Here is a 14711-nt window from a genome sequence, read left to right on the forward strand (position 1 = left end):
CGATCAGCCGCGCGCGAGCGCGAGGATGCGCCGCGCACCGCGTGCCAGGGCTTCGTCGACCATGCGGCCGTTCTCGTCGATGTACGCCCCGGCGCCGGCGGCGATCGCCGCGTCGTACGCCGTGAGCAGAGCGGTGGCCTCGGCGACGGCCTCGGCGCTCGGGGTGAAGACCGCGTGCACGGCCGGCAGCTGGGCCGGGTGGATGCACGCCCTGCCGAGGAAGCCCTGGCGTGCCGCGCGCTCCGTGGAGGCGGCGAACACCGCCTCGTCACGGACCACGGTCGACACCGGGGCGACCGGCGGCTCGATGCCGGCCTCACTGCCGGCGAACACGACCCAGGAGCGGGCCCAGGCCGTCTCGACCTCGTCCGCTCCCGGCTGGATGCCGGTCGCCGCGCAGAGGTCGTACTCGCCGATCTGGAGCCTCAGCACCCGGGGGAGTTGCGCGATGACGCGCGCGTCCAGCACGGCGCCCGGCGTCTCCAGGAGCGGGCTGAGCCGCCAGCCCAGACCCCGCCGGTCCAGCTCGGTGTCCAGGGTCCGGACGTCCGCGACGGTCGCCTTGGCGGGCACCAGCCCGGTCAGCCCCTCGGCACCGGCCAGCGCGTCGACGTCGGTGAGTCCTTCGGCGCCGGCGTTGATCCTGATCCACAGTTCGCGGCCGGACTCCGCACGCCGCTCGGCCGTCGAGGCCAGCCACTCCACCACGGCACGGCGCGCCGCCAGCTTCTCCGCGACGGGCACGGCGTCCTCGAGGTCGATGATGACGGCGTCGGCGTCACCGGCCCACGCCTTGTCGAGGCGGGCCCCGGCATTGCCCGGTACGTACAGATGCGACCGGGGGATCGACGGGGTCATCCGACGCTGGCCCGACCCGAGACGAGCGCCTTCGCGACGACGGTGCGCAGGACGTCGTTGGTCCCCTCGCCGATGCTCATCAGCGGCGCGTCGCGGAAGAGACGCTCGATCTCGTACTCGGTCGAGTAGCCGTAGGCGCCGTGGACCTTCATCGCGTCGATGGCGTTCTCCAGGGCCATCTCGGAGGAGAAGATCTTCGCCATGCCGGTCGGCCCGTCCGCGCGGCCGCCTCGCACCTCGGTGGCCGCCCAGTACGTCATGAGCCGCGCGGCCTGGAGGTTGGTGGCCATGGTGGCCAGCTTGAGCTGGATGGCCTGGAACTCCGAGATCGGCTGGTCGAACGCGACACGCTGCTTGGAGTAGGCGAGGGCCTCCTCGTACGCCCGCTGGCCGACCCCGACGCCGCGGGCGGCGATGTTGACCCGGCCCCACTCCAGCGCCGACAGCGTCTGCTGCATGCCGCGGCCCTCGACACCACCGAGCAGGTTCGCCACCGGCACCCGGGCGTTGTCGAGCAGGACCTCGCAGGTCTCGGGGCCCTTGTAGCCGAGCTTGCCGATGTCCTTGAGCACCTCGAAGCCTGGGGTGTCCTGCTCGATGAGGAGGACGCTCATGCCCTTGTGCTTCGGCGAGGCGGACGGGTCGGTCTTGACGATCACCGGCAGCGGGTCGGCGAAACGCGCGTTGGTGATCCACGACTTGGTCCCGTTGACCACGTAGTGGTCGCCGTCGAGCACGGCGGTGGTGCGGATGCTCTGCATGTCGGTGCCGGCACCCGGCTCCGTGAGACCGAGGCCGGTGCGCCGCGTACCCTCCGCGAGCGCCGGCAGGAAGCGCTGCTTCTGGTCCTCGGTGCCGTGCATGGCGATCATCCGGCAGGACAGCGAGTGGCTGCCGAGCACGCCCGCGATGCCCATCCAGCCGCGTGCCAGCTCCTCGAAGACCAGGGCGAAGGAGACCGGGTCCAGGTCCAGGCCGCCGTACTCCTCGGGGACGGTGATGCCGAAGAGGCCCATCTCCTTGAGGCCGTCGACGATCTCGGCGGGGTAGCGCCCGGACTGCTCCCATTCGCGGGCGACGGGGATGATCTCCTTGTCGACGAACGCCCGCAGCGTCGCCTTGAAGTCCTGCTGTTCCTGGGTGAGTGCGAAGTCCATCCGGTCCTGTCCTAGCTGGTGGTTGTCGTGGTGGGGTCCGAGGCGGGGCGGACGTCGCCGAAGGCGCCCTCGGCGGTCAGCGCCTCGATCTCGCCGTCGTCGTAACCGGCGAGGTCGCGGGTGACGTAGGTGACGTCCTCATGACGCATGGGCGCGCGGCGGTAGACCGGACGCTCGGGCCCGACCCGCACGGGCGACGCCAGCTGGCGCACGGTACCGAAGCGCGGGTGCTCGGTCTCGACGATCAGGTCCCGCGCGAGCGTGTGCGGCTCCCGCAGTGCCTCGCTGACGCTGTTGATCGGCGAACACGGGATGCCCGCGGCGGTGAGCGAGGCGAGCCAGTCCTCGGCGTCGCGGGTGACGAACTCCGCCTCCAGGAGCGGGATCAGCTCGTCCTTGTTCTCGAACCGGTGCGCGAAGGTGTCGAACCGCGGATCGGCCGACCACTCGGCGTGACCGAGCAGCTTGGCCAGCTTGGCCCAGAACTTCTCCTTCGGGCACGCCACGACGATCCATCCGTCACGCGCCTCGAAGGCCTGGAACGGCACCAGCGACGGGTGCGCGGAGTGCCGGGTCCGGGTGGGCTCGAAGCCCCGGTTGAGATGCCATGCCGCGGGATAGTTGAGCAGGGTCACGGCGACGTCGTAGAGGCTCACGTCGCAGTCCATGCCGATGCCGTCCCGCTGCGCGGCGTGGAGGCCGGACAGCAGCGCGAGCGCGGCCACGTAACCGCCGGTGAAGTCCACCAGCGAGACACCGCTCTTGGTCGGCGGGCCGCCCGGATCGCCGGTGAGGTCCATCCAGCCGGCGAGCCCCTGGAGCAGGTAGTCGTAGCCCGGCTGGCTGCTGCGCGGGCCCGTCATGCCGTACCCGGAGAGCGAGCAGCAGACGATGGCCGGGTTGAGGTGCTTGAGATCGTCGTAGGTGATGCCGATCTTGGCCGGTACGTCGCCCCGCAGGTTGGAGTAGACGGCGTCGGACTCGCGGACGAGGCGCTCGAACACCTCCCGTCCGCGGGGGTTGGTCAGGTCCAGGGAGATGCTGCGCTTGTTGCGGTTGAAGGCCTCGAAGAAGATCGAATCCTCACCCTCGGCGTACGGCGGCACGTACCGTCCGACGTCGCCGCCGGAGCGCGGCTCCTCGATCTTGATGACCTCCGCGCCGAGGTCGGCGAGGTGCAGGCTGCCCCACGGACCGGCGCCGTACTGCTCGACCGCCAGGATGCGCACGCCCTCCAGGGGCGGCCGGCGGTTCACGGCTGCTCCGGAGCGGTCAGCGGCACTTCGCCCTCCGGGAAGATGTTCTGGAGCTGCTCGGCGCCGCGCCTGTGCACCAGGAAGGTGCGCAGGAACGAGCACACTTCCTTGCCGTCCTGGTTGAGTGTCCGCGTCCTGACGGTCACGATGCCCGCGGTGGGGCGGCTCTTGCTCTCCCGCTTGCTCACGAGGATCGACTCGCTCCACAGCGTGTCGCCGGCGTAGACCGGGTGGGTCATCCTGATGTCGTCCCACCCCAGGTTGGCCACCGCGTTCTGGGTCAGGTCGGTGACGCTCTGGCCGACCGCGATGGCCACGGTGAGGGTGGAGACCACCAGCGGACGCTCGAACTCGGACCGGGCCGCGTACTGACGGTTGAAGTGCAGCTGGTTCGTGTTCATGGTCAGCAGGGTGAACCACGTGTTGTCGGCCTCGGTGACCGTCCGTCCCAACGGGTGCTGGTAGATCGAGCCCTCTTCGAAGTCCTCGAAGAAGCGGCCCTGCCAGCCGGGTTCCACACTCACATCTACTCCCAGAGTTGTTCTTACAGCGCACGGCTGTGCTTTCACAGTGCAGCCATGCCGCCGATGAGCCCAGGGGACGCGGCCCCGGACGTCTCAGCCGGTCTCCAGCACCAGGTTGCCCCAGCCGTCGAAAGAGGCGACCTGGCCCGGACGGATGACGACCACGGTGTCCGGAAGCTCGATGAGCATGGGCCCTTCGAACCGGCCGTCGACCCGTCCGCCGCGCAGCTTCAGCACGGGGGTGTCCAGCCAGTCCTGCTTCTCGGACCAGTAGACCCTTCTGGACAGCTCGCTCACCTCGCCGGCCGGCGGAGCCTCGGCGGGCGCGGGACGGGCCGTCAGGCCGCGGGCGCGGACGACGAACCCGGTGACGGTGACTCCGCCCTCGCGGTATCCGGCGCCCTCGCCGTGCAGCTCGTCGTAGCGGCGGGCGAACTCCTCGCCCAGCTCCGCGACGGTCCGCTCGTCCGGCTCCGCCGTGGTGAGCGGCACCTCGATGTTGTGCAGCTGCGCGGTGTACTTCATCCGCAGCGAGCGGTCCACCTCGATCTCGTCGGGGGCGAACCCTTCGGCAGCGAGCTTGCGGCGCACGTCGTCCTCCAGCTCGGCGAGGGTCGCGGCCAGGGTGGACGGGGCGGCGGGCATGGGGTGGTCGTCCCAGCGCTCGGCGACGTGGATGACGTCGGCCACGGTCGCCCCGAACGCCGACCAGGCGGAGGCCATGTGCAGGACCGGCATGATCACCTTGCGGACACCGACCTCGCGGGCCACGGCCCCGACATGGACGGACCCACCGCCGCCGTAGGCGAACACCGTGAACTCCCGCGGGTCGAACCCGCGCAGGATGCTCATCCGGCGCAGCAGGTCGGCCATCTTGGAATCGATGATCCGGTTGATCCCGGCCGCCGTCTGCTCCGGTGTGAGGCCCAGCGGCTCTCCGAGCTTTCCGATCGCCGCCTCGGCCGCCGCCTTGTCCAGCCGGCGTTCCCCGTGCAGGAAGTCCTCGGGGTCGATGATGCCGAGGACCACGTCGGCGTCGGTGACCGTCGGCTCGGAGCCGCCCAGGCCGTAGCAGACCGGACCGGGGACGGCACCGGCCGAGCGCGGACCGACCTGGAGGTTGCCCGCCGCGTCGAGGAAGGCGACGCTGCCGCCGCCCGCGCCCACGGTGTCGATGTAGATCATCGGCAGGGACACCTCGAACCGCTCCAACATCGAGGTGTCCCGGGCGTCGGGCACGAGCCCGCGGATGACGCTGACGTCGAAGGACGTGCCGCCCATGTCGGCCACGATCAGATCCGGCTCGTCGCGGACGGCCGCGACGAACGCGCTGCCCAGCAGGCCGCTGACGGGACCGGAGTGCACGGTTTGCACGGGTGCCGTCCGTGCCTCGGCCTCGGTGATCGCGCCGCCCGCGCAGGTGGCGTAGAGGATGCGCCCGCGATAACCGCAGGTGTTCGCCTCCTCCTGGATCCTGCGCACGTACTCGTTCATCAACGGGCCGATGTAGGCGTTGACGACGCCGGTCATCGTGCGCTCGTACTCACCCACGTAGGACGACACCGAACTCGCCGCCGTCACGAAGACGCCGGGATGACGCTCCCCGATCAGCTCGACGGCGCGGTTCTCGTGCACGGGGTTGCGCACCGACCACAGGAAGCTGACGGCGATCGCCTCCGCGCCCTCGGCCACGAGCTGGTCCGCCGCGTCGAGGAGCTGCCGCTCGTCCAGCGGGACGAGCACCTCGCCCTGGAAGTCGACCCGCTCGTGCACCTCGCGGATCAGGCGGCGCGGAACAATGGGCTCCGGCTTGTCCGTGTGGGCGAGGTCCCAGATCATCCCGCCGTCCACACCGGCGAGGCGTCCCTCGGCCTTCATGATGAGGGTGGCGTCGCCGTGTCCCGAGGTGGTGATCAGGCCGGTCCGGGCGCCGCTGCGTTCGATGAGGGCGTTGGTGCCGGTGGTCGTGCCGTGGATCAGCAGCGAGCAGCGGCTGAGCACCTCGTCGAGGGAGAGCCCGAGGTTGCCGGCCGCGTCGGCGATCGAGGCGAAGAAGCCCAGGGCCCGGTTCTCCGGTGTGGTGGGCGTCTTCCCGGAGACGGCGCTTCCGTCCGGACGGACGATCGCGCAGTCGGTGAAGGTGCCGCCGATGTCCACGCCGATGACGAAGCCCTGGTCAGTGCCGGCTTCAGTGATGTCGATGTTCATCCGCCTACCGTCCTCTCGACCTGGAGAGTGGCGAGTTCGAGGTGCAGGGTGCTGCCGGGGCCGTCCTCGCGTCGGCAGAACTGCTGCGAGAGGAGGGCGGCGCACGAGGGACAGTGATACCGGCGGAGCAGGAGCGAGGGATCGCCGAACTCGGCCGGGTCTGGGTACAGCCGGGAGTCGACCTCGTGCGGTGCCTGTTCCGCCACCGCCGCCCCGTTCTGGAACGGCGTCCCGGCGTCGGCGAGCCAGTGGCCGCACCCGGAGCAGGCCCAGCCGAAGGTGTCGCTCACGCGGGCCAGGTCGACGCTTCCGCCCGCTCCGGGCAGCACGACCTCCAGGCTCCCCTCGGGGCGCGGTGTCCCCTGCTGGGGTGCGACAGCCGATTCGAGTCGCTCGCGGCGGATCTCCCGGCGCAGTGCCGCGGTCGCGGACGCGTCCACCGTGTCCTGGGTGTCCAGGACCACGCCCCAGTACTTCCGTGCGGCGCCGACGCTGACCCGGCCGTGGGCGACGTCGGCGGCGACGCGCTCGGGCTCGCGGTCGAGAGGGTCGCCGAAGCCCCCACCGCCGTTGTGCTCCACGACGACGGCGTCACCCGGGGGCACCGGCATGAGCACCGCCTGCGGGTGAAGCCGTTCGAGCCGGCCCGTCGCCTGCTCCAGCTGCTCCCGGTCACCCGGTACCCGGCCGTCGGCCATGGCACGGGCGACGGCACCTCCCGTGGAGCGCATGAAGTTCCCCGCCAGGGCGTAGTAGCCCCCGGCGAGTCCGGCCGCCAGGTTGGCGCTCGGCTCGACGAAGACCATTTGGGCGTTGCTCATGAAGGCGTGGTGGGGGATCCAGGCCGCCTCGGTCCCGTTGCCTCCGCGCCACCGGCCGGGCCCGCCGCCGTCGCGCAGTTCGCGCCGGTAGAGCACCAGGCCGACACCGTCCTGCTCGATGGGTTCGATGTTGCCCGCGGAGGTGCCGAGCATGAACCACGAGCCGGCGTTGTCCATCCCGTCGCGGTGCGGGAAGGCGCCGATGCCGCCGCCCAGCAGACCGCCGTGGAGGGAGACCGGCGGTGCGACGAGGGACATGTTCTCGTCGAGCCCGAAGCCGATGTCGGCCATGGCCACGGACAGACCCCTGGAGGCCGTGGCGCGCTCCCGGAGATCCGGCGGGCCGCTCATCAGCATGGCGCCGGTCGTGAGGCCCGCCAGGTTCATCGTGACGAAGACGCTGTGCAGGGCAGAGGTGGCGGCAGGGGGGTTCGCGCAGCTCCGGGTGCCGAAGACCGGCTCCATGACGACGTGGTCGGCGATGCCCGCCATGCACCCCTGCTGGTCCCAGCCGACCGCCGACGCGAGCGCCGCCACCACGGCGGAGCGCAGGACGGAGTACGTGGAGTTCCCGGGGCCGCCCTGCGGGGAGGTGCCCGCGTTGGAGCAGACGATCCGCTCGCCCCGCTTGGTGATCGTGAGCACCTCCTGATGGAGGCGGTGATCCTCACCGAGGGCGCCCGACACGTACAGCCGCTGGCTCCACGTCCCGTCGGGAATCCGCAGCAGCCGCTCGCCGACCACGCGGGAGCAGTCGGCGATCATCCGGCGCATCACGCTCTTGACGACGGTCGGCCCGTACTCGTCGGCCAGACCCGTGACGCGCTCGACCATGGCCCGGCAGCCGGCGATGCCGCTGTTGACGTTGAGCCGCAACGTTCCCGGGTCACGACCCTGGTTCACCCACAGCGCGAGGACGTCCTCGCGGATCCGGCCCCCGTCGACGATCTTGACCGGTGCGGTGGCCGCACCGTCCTCGAACTTGTCGCGGGCGTGCACCGCCCACCCACCCGGATCGACACCGCCGAGGTCACCCATATGCAGGGCGTTGTAGACCCAGGCGAACAGCTTGCCGTCGTGGAAGACGGGGGCGAACACCGCGGTGTCCGGCTGCTGGCCGGCCGCGACGAACGGACTGTTCTGGAGGAAGACGTCACCCGGACCGATGTCCGGGTTGGTGCCTCGGTGTTCGAGAGTCCACTTGACGACGAGGTCGGCGAGCGTGGAGAAGAACTGGATGGTGGGGCTCACCGTCACGACCTCGCCGTCCTCCGTCAGCACGGCGGTGGCGAAGTCCTTCGAGTAGATGACCGGAGGCGACCCCGTGACCCGCTGGATGATGTCGCCGTGTTCGAGGTTCTGGTGCCACAGCCGCGACCGGAGCACCTGGTAGGTGATCGGATCGACCTGGAGGTCCGCCTCGGTGTGGAGAGCCAGACCCGGGTCGATCGAGAGTTCCGGCCGGGGGATGTACGACCGGTGGATGCCGTCCCACGGGCCTTCACCGAGCGCCTCGAAGTCGACCTGCGGGTTGCGGAGGACGCCGTCCTCCGTCGCGTAGCGCGGGGTCGTACCGGTCACTGGACGTCTCCATCCGTGTCGAAGGGGCCGACGAGCAGGCGTGTCCCCCCGTGCGAGGTCTGGCCGCCGTCGACGACGATCTCGGCCCCCGTGATCCAGCTGGCGTCGTCACTGAGCAGGAACGCCACCAGGGGCGCGACGTCGGTGGTGCGTCCGACCCGCCCCAGCGGGATCTGGGCGAGCGAGGCGTGCAGGAAGCTCTCCGGGTTCTGCCGTACGAGCGGGGTGTCGATGTAGCCCGGGAGCACGGTGTTGACCCGGATGCCACGCCCGCCCAGCTCGTTGCTGGCCACTTTGGAGAGTCCGCGCAGGCCCCACTTGCTGGCGGTGTAGGCCGTCGTGCGCATTCCCGTCGTCCCCGCGATGGAGCCGACGTTGACGATCGAGCCGCCCGAGGCCATCAGTGGGACCAGCGCCTGCATGGCGAGCAGCGGAGCGGTCAGGTTCACGTCCAGGGCCCGCCGCCAGGTCTCGGGGGAGACGTCCAGGAGGGGGGGGTGCGTGCGCCGATGCCGGCGTTGTTGACGAGTCCGTGGAGCTGTCCGTGCTCGCGCCCGATGCCGCCGGCGATGTCGGTCCAGAGCTGCGCGTCGCTCACGTCGCCCTGGTGGGAGAGGGCCGCCAGCGAGCGTGCCTCTTCGCCGAGGTCCAAATCGACCGCGACGGGGATGCCGCCTTCGGCGACGACCTTCCGCAGTTCTTCCAGACCCTGGCCGCGTCCGGCGCCGGTGATGACGACGACCTTGTCACGTAGTGCGTCCATGGCGATCACACGGCCGAGACCGGCTGGACCAGCGGAGGAGTCTCCAGCTGCTTGGTGAACAGGAAGTTCTTGCGCTGCCCTTCCTCGTCCGCGGCGAGCGCCCGCAGCTTCGACAGCTCGGCTTCGAGCTGCTCGGGGTCGCTGATGTGGTACAGGAGCCTCTTGTTGGCGCTGGCCCGCGGCGAGGCGACTTCGAGGAAGGTGCGCCGCCGTTCCTCGGAGTAGCGGTTGAGCACCGAGTCGTCGGCGGCGCCCTTGATCACCGCGGTGAGGGCGTCGTAGAGCACGAAGGTGTCGAAGAGCCCGGAGGTCAGGCCCAGGCCGCCGATCGGGTTGGTGGCGTGGGCGGCGTCGCCCGCGAGGAGAACCCGGCCCGCACGCATGGTGGAGGCACAGCGCTGGTGCATCCGGTATGGGCGGTAGGCGTCGAGCTCGTACTCCTCGTCACCCGGCATGAGCTTCTCGAACCACTGGGGAATGCGGGCGCCCATCTGGTCCTCGGGCGTGTCCAGGTGCTCGGCGTAGGTGACGCGCCACAGGCCGGTGGTGTCGATCTTGGAGATGATCGCGCCGTAGGTCGGGTCGATCTGCAGGGTGGAGCGCGCGTAGCCGTGCTTCTCGAAGTCGTAGCGCACGTTCGTCGCGACGAACACCTCCGGCCACGTCATCCCCTCGAACTGGAGGCCCTGGGACTTGCGGACCGTGCTGCCGGCGCCGTCGGCCCCGATCAGATAGGAGGCACGGTACTGGTCGGTGCCGTCGGCGGTCTCGACGGTGACCGTGACGCCGTCGTCGTCCTGCGCGACGCCGGTGACCCTGGTGTCGAACCGCACGGTGACGTTGTCGAACCCGCGCAGCTCGTCCAGGGCGATGCCGGCGAGTTTGTGCTGGCCCATGTGCAGGTTGTACGGATGGGGGGCGAGACCTTCGAGTACGCCGACGCTCATGTCGATGCGCTCGCCGGTCGCGTAGACGAAGTAGGAGTAGTCCTGCTTGGTGAACCCGACCCGCTTCGCCGCGTCGAGGATGCCGAGCCGTTCGATCCCTTCGAGGACCGACCAGTGGTACACCATCGCGCGCGGCGCGTTGACGATGGCCGGCTCCGCTTCGAGGAGCGTGACGCTCAGCCCGGCCTGTGCCAGGCCGAGGGCGTTCAGGACGCCGACCGGGCCAGCGCCGACGACGAGCACATCGTTGTGCTGCATGGCATGTCTCACTTTCGCGTGGTTGCCGCCGCGAGGGCGTCCAGGTAGGAGAGGTCGCGCACCGACGGGAGCGCGAGGGTCGACTGCTCCAGAGCGGCCACGTGCCCGGACGGCAGGCCGTACCCGGCGTTGGTGCGGAACTTGGCCAGGATCTCGTCGGTGCTCAGCGGATTCTCGGCACCTCCCCGCTGCCAGCGCAGTTCGTTCTCGAGCACCCGGCCGTCGACCGTCTCGACGCGCACACCGCCGCCGAAGGCGTCGGGGGTCGGGTTGTACTGGCGCAGTTCGTAGGTGATCCGCGGGGTCAGCGCCGCCACCTCGGGGTCGGCGACGGCCTCGGGAGTGAAGGACGCCACGTCGAGCGTGCCCGTGACGAGCCGTGTGGCCAGGCAGTACGGGAGGCTGAACTTCGCGTCGTACGGCGTCCGGGGGTGGACCTTGTCGGCGGCGGGCTCGCAGACCAGGCCGACACCGGTCGCGTCGGTGTAGCCGGTGATCGATTTGATGTCCGCCGCCCGCAGGGGGGTGGTGGCCAGGATCTCCGCCAACGCGTCGACCGGCGCGTGGGTGTAGTGACAGGCCGCGTACGGCTTGTAGGCGATCTCGTCGGTGACCCAGTGGCTCCCGAGGTCGGCCAACTGGCCTTCGAGGTCGGTCTCCTCGCCGTGCATGTAGGTCGCGAAGAAGCCCCGCGCGCCCTCGAAGACGGTCGACGGGCCGGTCGCTCCGTGGGCCGCGAGCGCTGCGGCCGTGAGCCCGGCGCGTGCCGCCCACCCGGGGTGCAGGCGCTTGGTCTCGGACCCGTCGGCGAGGAACTCCAGCAGCCCCGACGCCATGCTCCCGGCGATGCCGAGCGCATGGGTGGTCCGGACGGCGTCGAGCCCCCGGGCCCGGGACGCCGCCGCGGTGGCGCCGAAGACGCCGCACACGCCGGTGGGGTGGAAGCCGCGGGCGTGGAACTTGCCGCTGGCCGCGTTGCCGACGCGGATCGACACCTCGTTGCCCGCCACAATCGCCGCCAGCAGGTCCGCGCCGGACGCGTCGGCGGCCCGCGCGGCCGTGATGGCGGCCGGCACGACGCCGGCGCTGACGTGCACCACCGAGTTGGGGTGGGTGTCGTCGAGGTCGAGGGCGTGGCACAGCGTGCCGGTGACGAAGGCCGCGTCGCCGGGGGCGAGGTCCCGGCCGCCGATGGCGGTGGCCGGGCCGCTTCCGCCGGTCTCCCGCACGGCCCTCAGCGCGTACGCGGCCTCCCCGAAGGCGTGCGCCGCGATGCCGCATCCGAGGACATCGAGCGCGTGGAGTTCCGCGTGTTCGGCGGTGGCCGCGGGAATCTGCTCGACCTTGAGCTGCGCGACGAATTCGCTGAGGCGCTCCGAGTATGTGGTCACTAGTCGTCCCGTTCGCTAGACGCCCAAATGTTCTTTGACCGTACTTCGCTGGTCATGGTGCGTCAACGGTCACATCGCGGATGTGACCGTTGCGGGCGGACGGGGTCAGACGGTCAGGCCAGGTTCTCCCGGGCGTCTCCCCGGGAGAGGCCGGTCGCGATGGCGCGAGCCGTCTCCTGGAGGGCTGGCAGGCACCGTTCCCGCAGGTCCTTCAATGTGGTGCGGGCGGAGTTCGAGGAGACGCTGAGCGCGGCCACGACCTCGCCCGACTGCGTGTGCACCGGTACCGCGATACCGCGCAGGCCGATCTCCAGGGCCTGGTCGTTCAGGGCCCAGCCGCGGACGCGGGCGGTCATGACGATCGTCCGCAGTCGTTCCGGGTCCGTCGGGGTGTGCTGGGTGTAGGCATCGAGCGGCGCCGCGAGGTACGCGTCGAGTTCGGCGTCGCTGAGCGTGCCGAGCAGCACGAGGCCCGACGCCGTGGCATGGGCCGGCAGGCGGGTCCCGATGCCGCCCCCGATGGTCATGACGCGCTTGGTGTGGGCCCGGGCGATGTAGACGATGTCGGGCAGGTCGAGCGTCGCCATCGAGCAGGACTCGTCGACCTTCTCCACGAGGTCGCGCATCAGGGGCTTCGCGATCTCGTCCACCCCCAGGGACGCGAAGTAGTTCCATCCCAGTTCGAGGACGCGTGGGGTGAGGGAGAAGTGCCGGCCGTCGGACCGCATGAACCCCAGCGACTTGAAGGTCAGCAGGATGCGGCGCGCGGAGGCCCGCGTGGTGTCGGTCAGCTGCGCGACCTCGCTGACGGTGAGCCGGGGATGCTCCTCGTCGAATACCTGGAGGATGGCGATGGCTCGCTCGAGCTGTTCCAGGCGGGGCTCGTCCAACTCGGTGCTCATGACCAAAGACTAGACCACCGGGCGGACCCGTAGCGCCCACTCGTTCGCTACGGGCCCGTTACCGGCTGAGTCGCGCCGCAGACGCGGTCGCCCTCAGACGTCGGCCGGGGCGAGCACGATGTCGAAGCGGACCCTCGTCCAGGTGCTGTCGACGACGCGCCCGTCAGGCGTCGGCGTGCCGGCCGGCTGGCGCTCGAAGTCCTTGATCAGCGACTCCTTGACGCCGAAGACCGTGTCCGAGTCGAGCAGCTCGTCACCCCGGACGAAGATGTGGGTCACGAGGGTCCTGCACTTGGGCGCCTCGACCATGAAGTGGAGGTGCGAGGCCCGCATCGGCGAGCGACCGGTCGCCTCCAGCATCTTGCCCACGGGCCCGTCGTACGGGATCGGGTACGGCGTCGGCGTGACGCCCCAGAAGCGGTAGCTCCCGTCGGCCTCGGTGAACAGGTGCGCCCGGGCCGAGACCCGGCCGTCTCCGTACTGCACGTCGTAGAAGCCGTCCTCGTCCGCCTCCCAGACCTCGATCTTGGCGCCCGGGATCGGGTTGCCGTCGACGTCGGAGACGGTCCCCTCGACCCAGCACGGCTCGCCGGCGGCGCCGAAGGACATGTCCCCGCCCGGCTCGATCTTCGGAGACCCTTCGACGAAGAAGGGGCCGAAGACGGTGGCCTCGGTGGCGTCGCCGTAGGCCTCGTTGTTGATCGCGATGGTCTGCATCGACGCTCCGAGGGTGTCGGAGAGCAGGATGAATTCCTGGCGCTTGTCGTCCGTGATGTGCCCGGCGGCGGTGAGGAACTCGATGGCCTTGTTCCACTCCTCCTCGGTGAGGCGGACCTCGCGCAGGAAGGCGTGGAGGTGCTTGACGAGCGCCTGCATCAGCTCCTTGAGACGCGGGTCCTGGCAGGAGTCGAACGACGCCAGGACACGTGCGACCAGGTCTTCTTCGCGGGCGGACTGCTCCGGCGAGACGGCGCGGGTGGGTGAGACGGTCACGCGGGGTCACTTCCTTCCCAGGCTGCGCGCAGCAGCGCGGTGAGGTTCTCCTCGGTCAGAGGAGTGGGGTTGTCGCTGGGGACGGCGGCGAGGACGGGCGCGACCGCGCGGGTGATGCCGTCCTCGGGCATGCCGTAGTCGCGCAGCGCGCGCGGGGCGCCGAGCACCTTGCGCAGGGCCGCGAGGCCCTCGCCGGCGGTCGGGCTTTCGAAGGCCTGGGCGATGCGCCGCTCGGCCTCGGGCGCGGAGGGGGCGTTGAAGGCCAGTACGTGCGGCAGCACCACCGCGTGGGTCTGGGCGTGCGGCAGGTCGAACATCCCGCCGAGCACGTGGCAGATCTTGTGGTGCATCCCCGAGCCGGCCGAAGCGAAGGCGACGGCGGCCAGATAGGCGCCGTACAGCGTCTGCTCGCGTCCCTCCAGACCGGTCGGGTCGGAGGCCACGGCGGGCAGTCCGAGGGCCAGTCCGCGGATGCCCTCACCGGCCAGGGCCCGGTCGATCGGGTCGGCACGCGGTCCCCACATGGAGTCGACGCAGTGCGCCAGCGCGTTGAGGCCGCTGGCCATGGACATCTCCACCGGCAGGCTCAGCATCAGCGAGGCGTCGTACACGATGGAGCGGGGCAGGACCCGGGCATCGACGCCGGTGGTCTTCACCTCTCCCTCGGTGAGGCCCCAGACGTTCGTCGCCTCCGAACCGGCGTACGTGGTGGGGACCGCCACGATCGGCAGACCGGTGGTCATCGCCACCGCCTTGGCCAGGCCGGTCGTCGAGCCGCCGCCGACACACACCAGGGCGTCCACGGAACCCGCTGCCGCGGCCCGCCGGGCCCGCTCGGCCACCTCGACCGGGACGTGCATGACGACCTCGTCGTGGCGCACCGCGACCGGGAGGTCCGCACCGACGCGGTCGGCGAGGGCCGCCTCCGCCGGCGCGGCGATGAGCATGACCCTCTGCGCACCCAGCGCGGCCACCTCGGCCGCCACGGCGGCGGGCGCCTCGCCGGAGGCGAAGACGACCCGCTGCCCCAGAGTTTCATGGGTGAACCGCAT

Annotated in this window: 13 protein-coding genes; all 13 read right to left on the minus strand. The window is 70.7% G+C overall.

The features are described from left to right. Positions 1-3: 3 nt before the first annotated feature. Positions 4-858 (minus strand): HpcH/HpaI aldolase/citrate lyase family protein, encoded by an 855-nt coding sequence (locus ACIF8T_RS35250; protein ID WP_400040883.1) that lies wholly within the window; start codon positions 856-858, stop codon positions 4-6. Further along, on the minus strand, positions 855-2015 hold the full coding sequence (locus ACIF8T_RS35255; RefSeq protein ID WP_400040885.1) for an acyl-CoA dehydrogenase family protein: 1161 nt from the start codon (positions 2013-2015) through the stop codon (positions 855-857). Before ACIF8T_RS35255 ends, ACIF8T_RS35250 begins: the two co-directional genes overlap by 4 nt. Positions 2016-2026: 11 nt before the next feature. Beyond that, positions 2027-3271, minus strand: coding sequence for a CaiB/BaiF CoA transferase family protein (locus ACIF8T_RS35260; RefSeq protein WP_400040886.1), 1245 nt, complete (start codon positions 3269-3271; stop codon positions 2027-2029). Continuing rightward, positions 3268-3795, minus strand: a complete 528-nt coding sequence (locus ACIF8T_RS35265) for a MaoC family dehydratase (RefSeq protein WP_400040888.1) — start codon at positions 3793-3795, stop codon at positions 3268-3270. Before ACIF8T_RS35265 ends, ACIF8T_RS35260 begins: the two co-directional genes overlap by 4 nt. Positions 3796-3888: 93 nt before the next feature. Then, positions 3889-6003, minus strand: a complete 2115-nt coding sequence (locus ACIF8T_RS35270; RefSeq protein ID WP_400040890.1) for a hydantoinase/oxoprolinase family protein — start codon at positions 6001-6003, stop codon at positions 3889-3891. Further along, positions 6000-8405: a hydantoinase B/oxoprolinase family protein gene (locus tag ACIF8T_RS35275; RefSeq protein WP_400040892.1), complete on the minus strand. Its 2406-nt coding sequence runs from the start codon at positions 8403-8405 to the stop codon at positions 6000-6002. Before ACIF8T_RS35275 ends, ACIF8T_RS35270 begins: the two co-directional genes overlap by 4 nt. Next, entirely contained in the window at positions 8402-8854 is a 453-nt protein-coding gene (locus ACIF8T_RS35280) for an SDR family NAD(P)-dependent oxidoreductase (RefSeq protein WP_400040893.1), read from the minus strand. The genes ACIF8T_RS35275 and ACIF8T_RS35280 overlap by 4 nt, the downstream gene beginning before the upstream one ends. Then, positions 8851-9168 carry an SDR family NAD(P)-dependent oxidoreductase gene (locus tag ACIF8T_RS35285; RefSeq protein WP_400040895.1) on the minus strand — a complete coding sequence of 106 codons (318 nt, stop codon included), beginning with the start codon at positions 9166-9168 and terminating at the stop codon, positions 8851-8853. Before ACIF8T_RS35285 ends, ACIF8T_RS35280 begins: the two co-directional genes overlap by 4 nt. 5 nt (positions 9169-9173) lie before the next feature. Next, on the minus strand, positions 9174-10373 hold the full coding sequence (locus tag ACIF8T_RS35290; protein ID WP_400040897.1) for an FAD-dependent oxidoreductase: 1200 nt from the start codon (positions 10371-10373) through the stop codon (positions 9174-9176). 8 nt (positions 10374-10381) lie between these two features. Continuing rightward, positions 10382-11764, minus strand: coding sequence for an MmgE/PrpD family protein (locus ACIF8T_RS35295; protein ID WP_400040899.1), 1383 nt, complete (start codon positions 11762-11764; stop codon positions 10382-10384). Between the two features lie 113 nt (positions 11765-11877). Next, positions 11878-12666: an IclR family transcriptional regulator C-terminal domain-containing protein gene (locus tag ACIF8T_RS35300; RefSeq protein ID WP_400040901.1), complete on the minus strand. Its 789-nt coding sequence runs from the start codon at positions 12664-12666 to the stop codon at positions 11878-11880. A gap of 93 nt (positions 12667-12759) precedes the next feature. Beyond that, a complete protein-coding gene (locus tag ACIF8T_RS35305; protein WP_400040904.1) occupies positions 12760-13659 on the minus strand; it encodes an intradiol ring-cleavage dioxygenase in 900 nt (299 codons plus the stop codon). Continuing rightward, positions 13656-14711 carry a maleylacetate reductase gene (locus ACIF8T_RS35310; protein ID WP_400040906.1) on the minus strand — a complete coding sequence of 352 codons (1056 nt, stop codon included), beginning with the start codon at positions 14709-14711 and terminating at the stop codon, positions 13656-13658. The genes ACIF8T_RS35305 and ACIF8T_RS35310 overlap by 4 nt, the downstream gene beginning before the upstream one ends.

The sequence above is a fragment of the Streptomyces sp. NPDC085946 genome (assembly GCF_044540485.1).
Classification (GTDB): domain Bacteria; phylum Actinomycetota; class Actinomycetes; order Streptomycetales; family Streptomycetaceae; genus Streptomyces.

Bases quoted from the DNA above. Each gene is read 5' to 3' on its own strand.
- ACIF8T_RS35255 (WP_400040885.1), bottom strand. From the start codon at position 2,015: ATGGACTTCGCACTCACCCAGGAACAGCAGGACTTCAAGGCGACGCTG.
- ACIF8T_RS35285 (WP_400040895.1), bottom strand. From the start codon at position 9,168: ATGGACGCACTACGTGACAAGGTCGTCGTCATCACCGGCGCCGGACGC.
- ACIF8T_RS35310 (WP_400040906.1), bottom strand. From the start codon at position 14,711: ATGCGGTTCACCCATGAAACTCTGGGGCAGCGGGTCGTCTTCGCCTCC.
- ACIF8T_RS35250 (WP_400040883.1), bottom strand. From the start codon at position 858: ATGACCCCGTCGATCCCCCGGTCGCATCTGTACGTACCGGGCAATGCC.
- ACIF8T_RS35290 (WP_400040897.1), bottom strand. From the start codon at position 10,373: ATGCAGCACAACGATGTGCTCGTCGTCGGCGCTGGCCCGGTCGGCGTC.
- ACIF8T_RS35300 (WP_400040901.1), bottom strand. From the start codon at position 12,666: ATGAGCACCGAGTTGGACGAGCCCCGCCTGGAACAGCTCGAGCGAGCC.
- ACIF8T_RS35270 (WP_400040890.1), bottom strand. From the start codon at position 6,003: ATGAACATCGACATCACTGAAGCCGGCACTGACCAGGGCTTCGTCATC.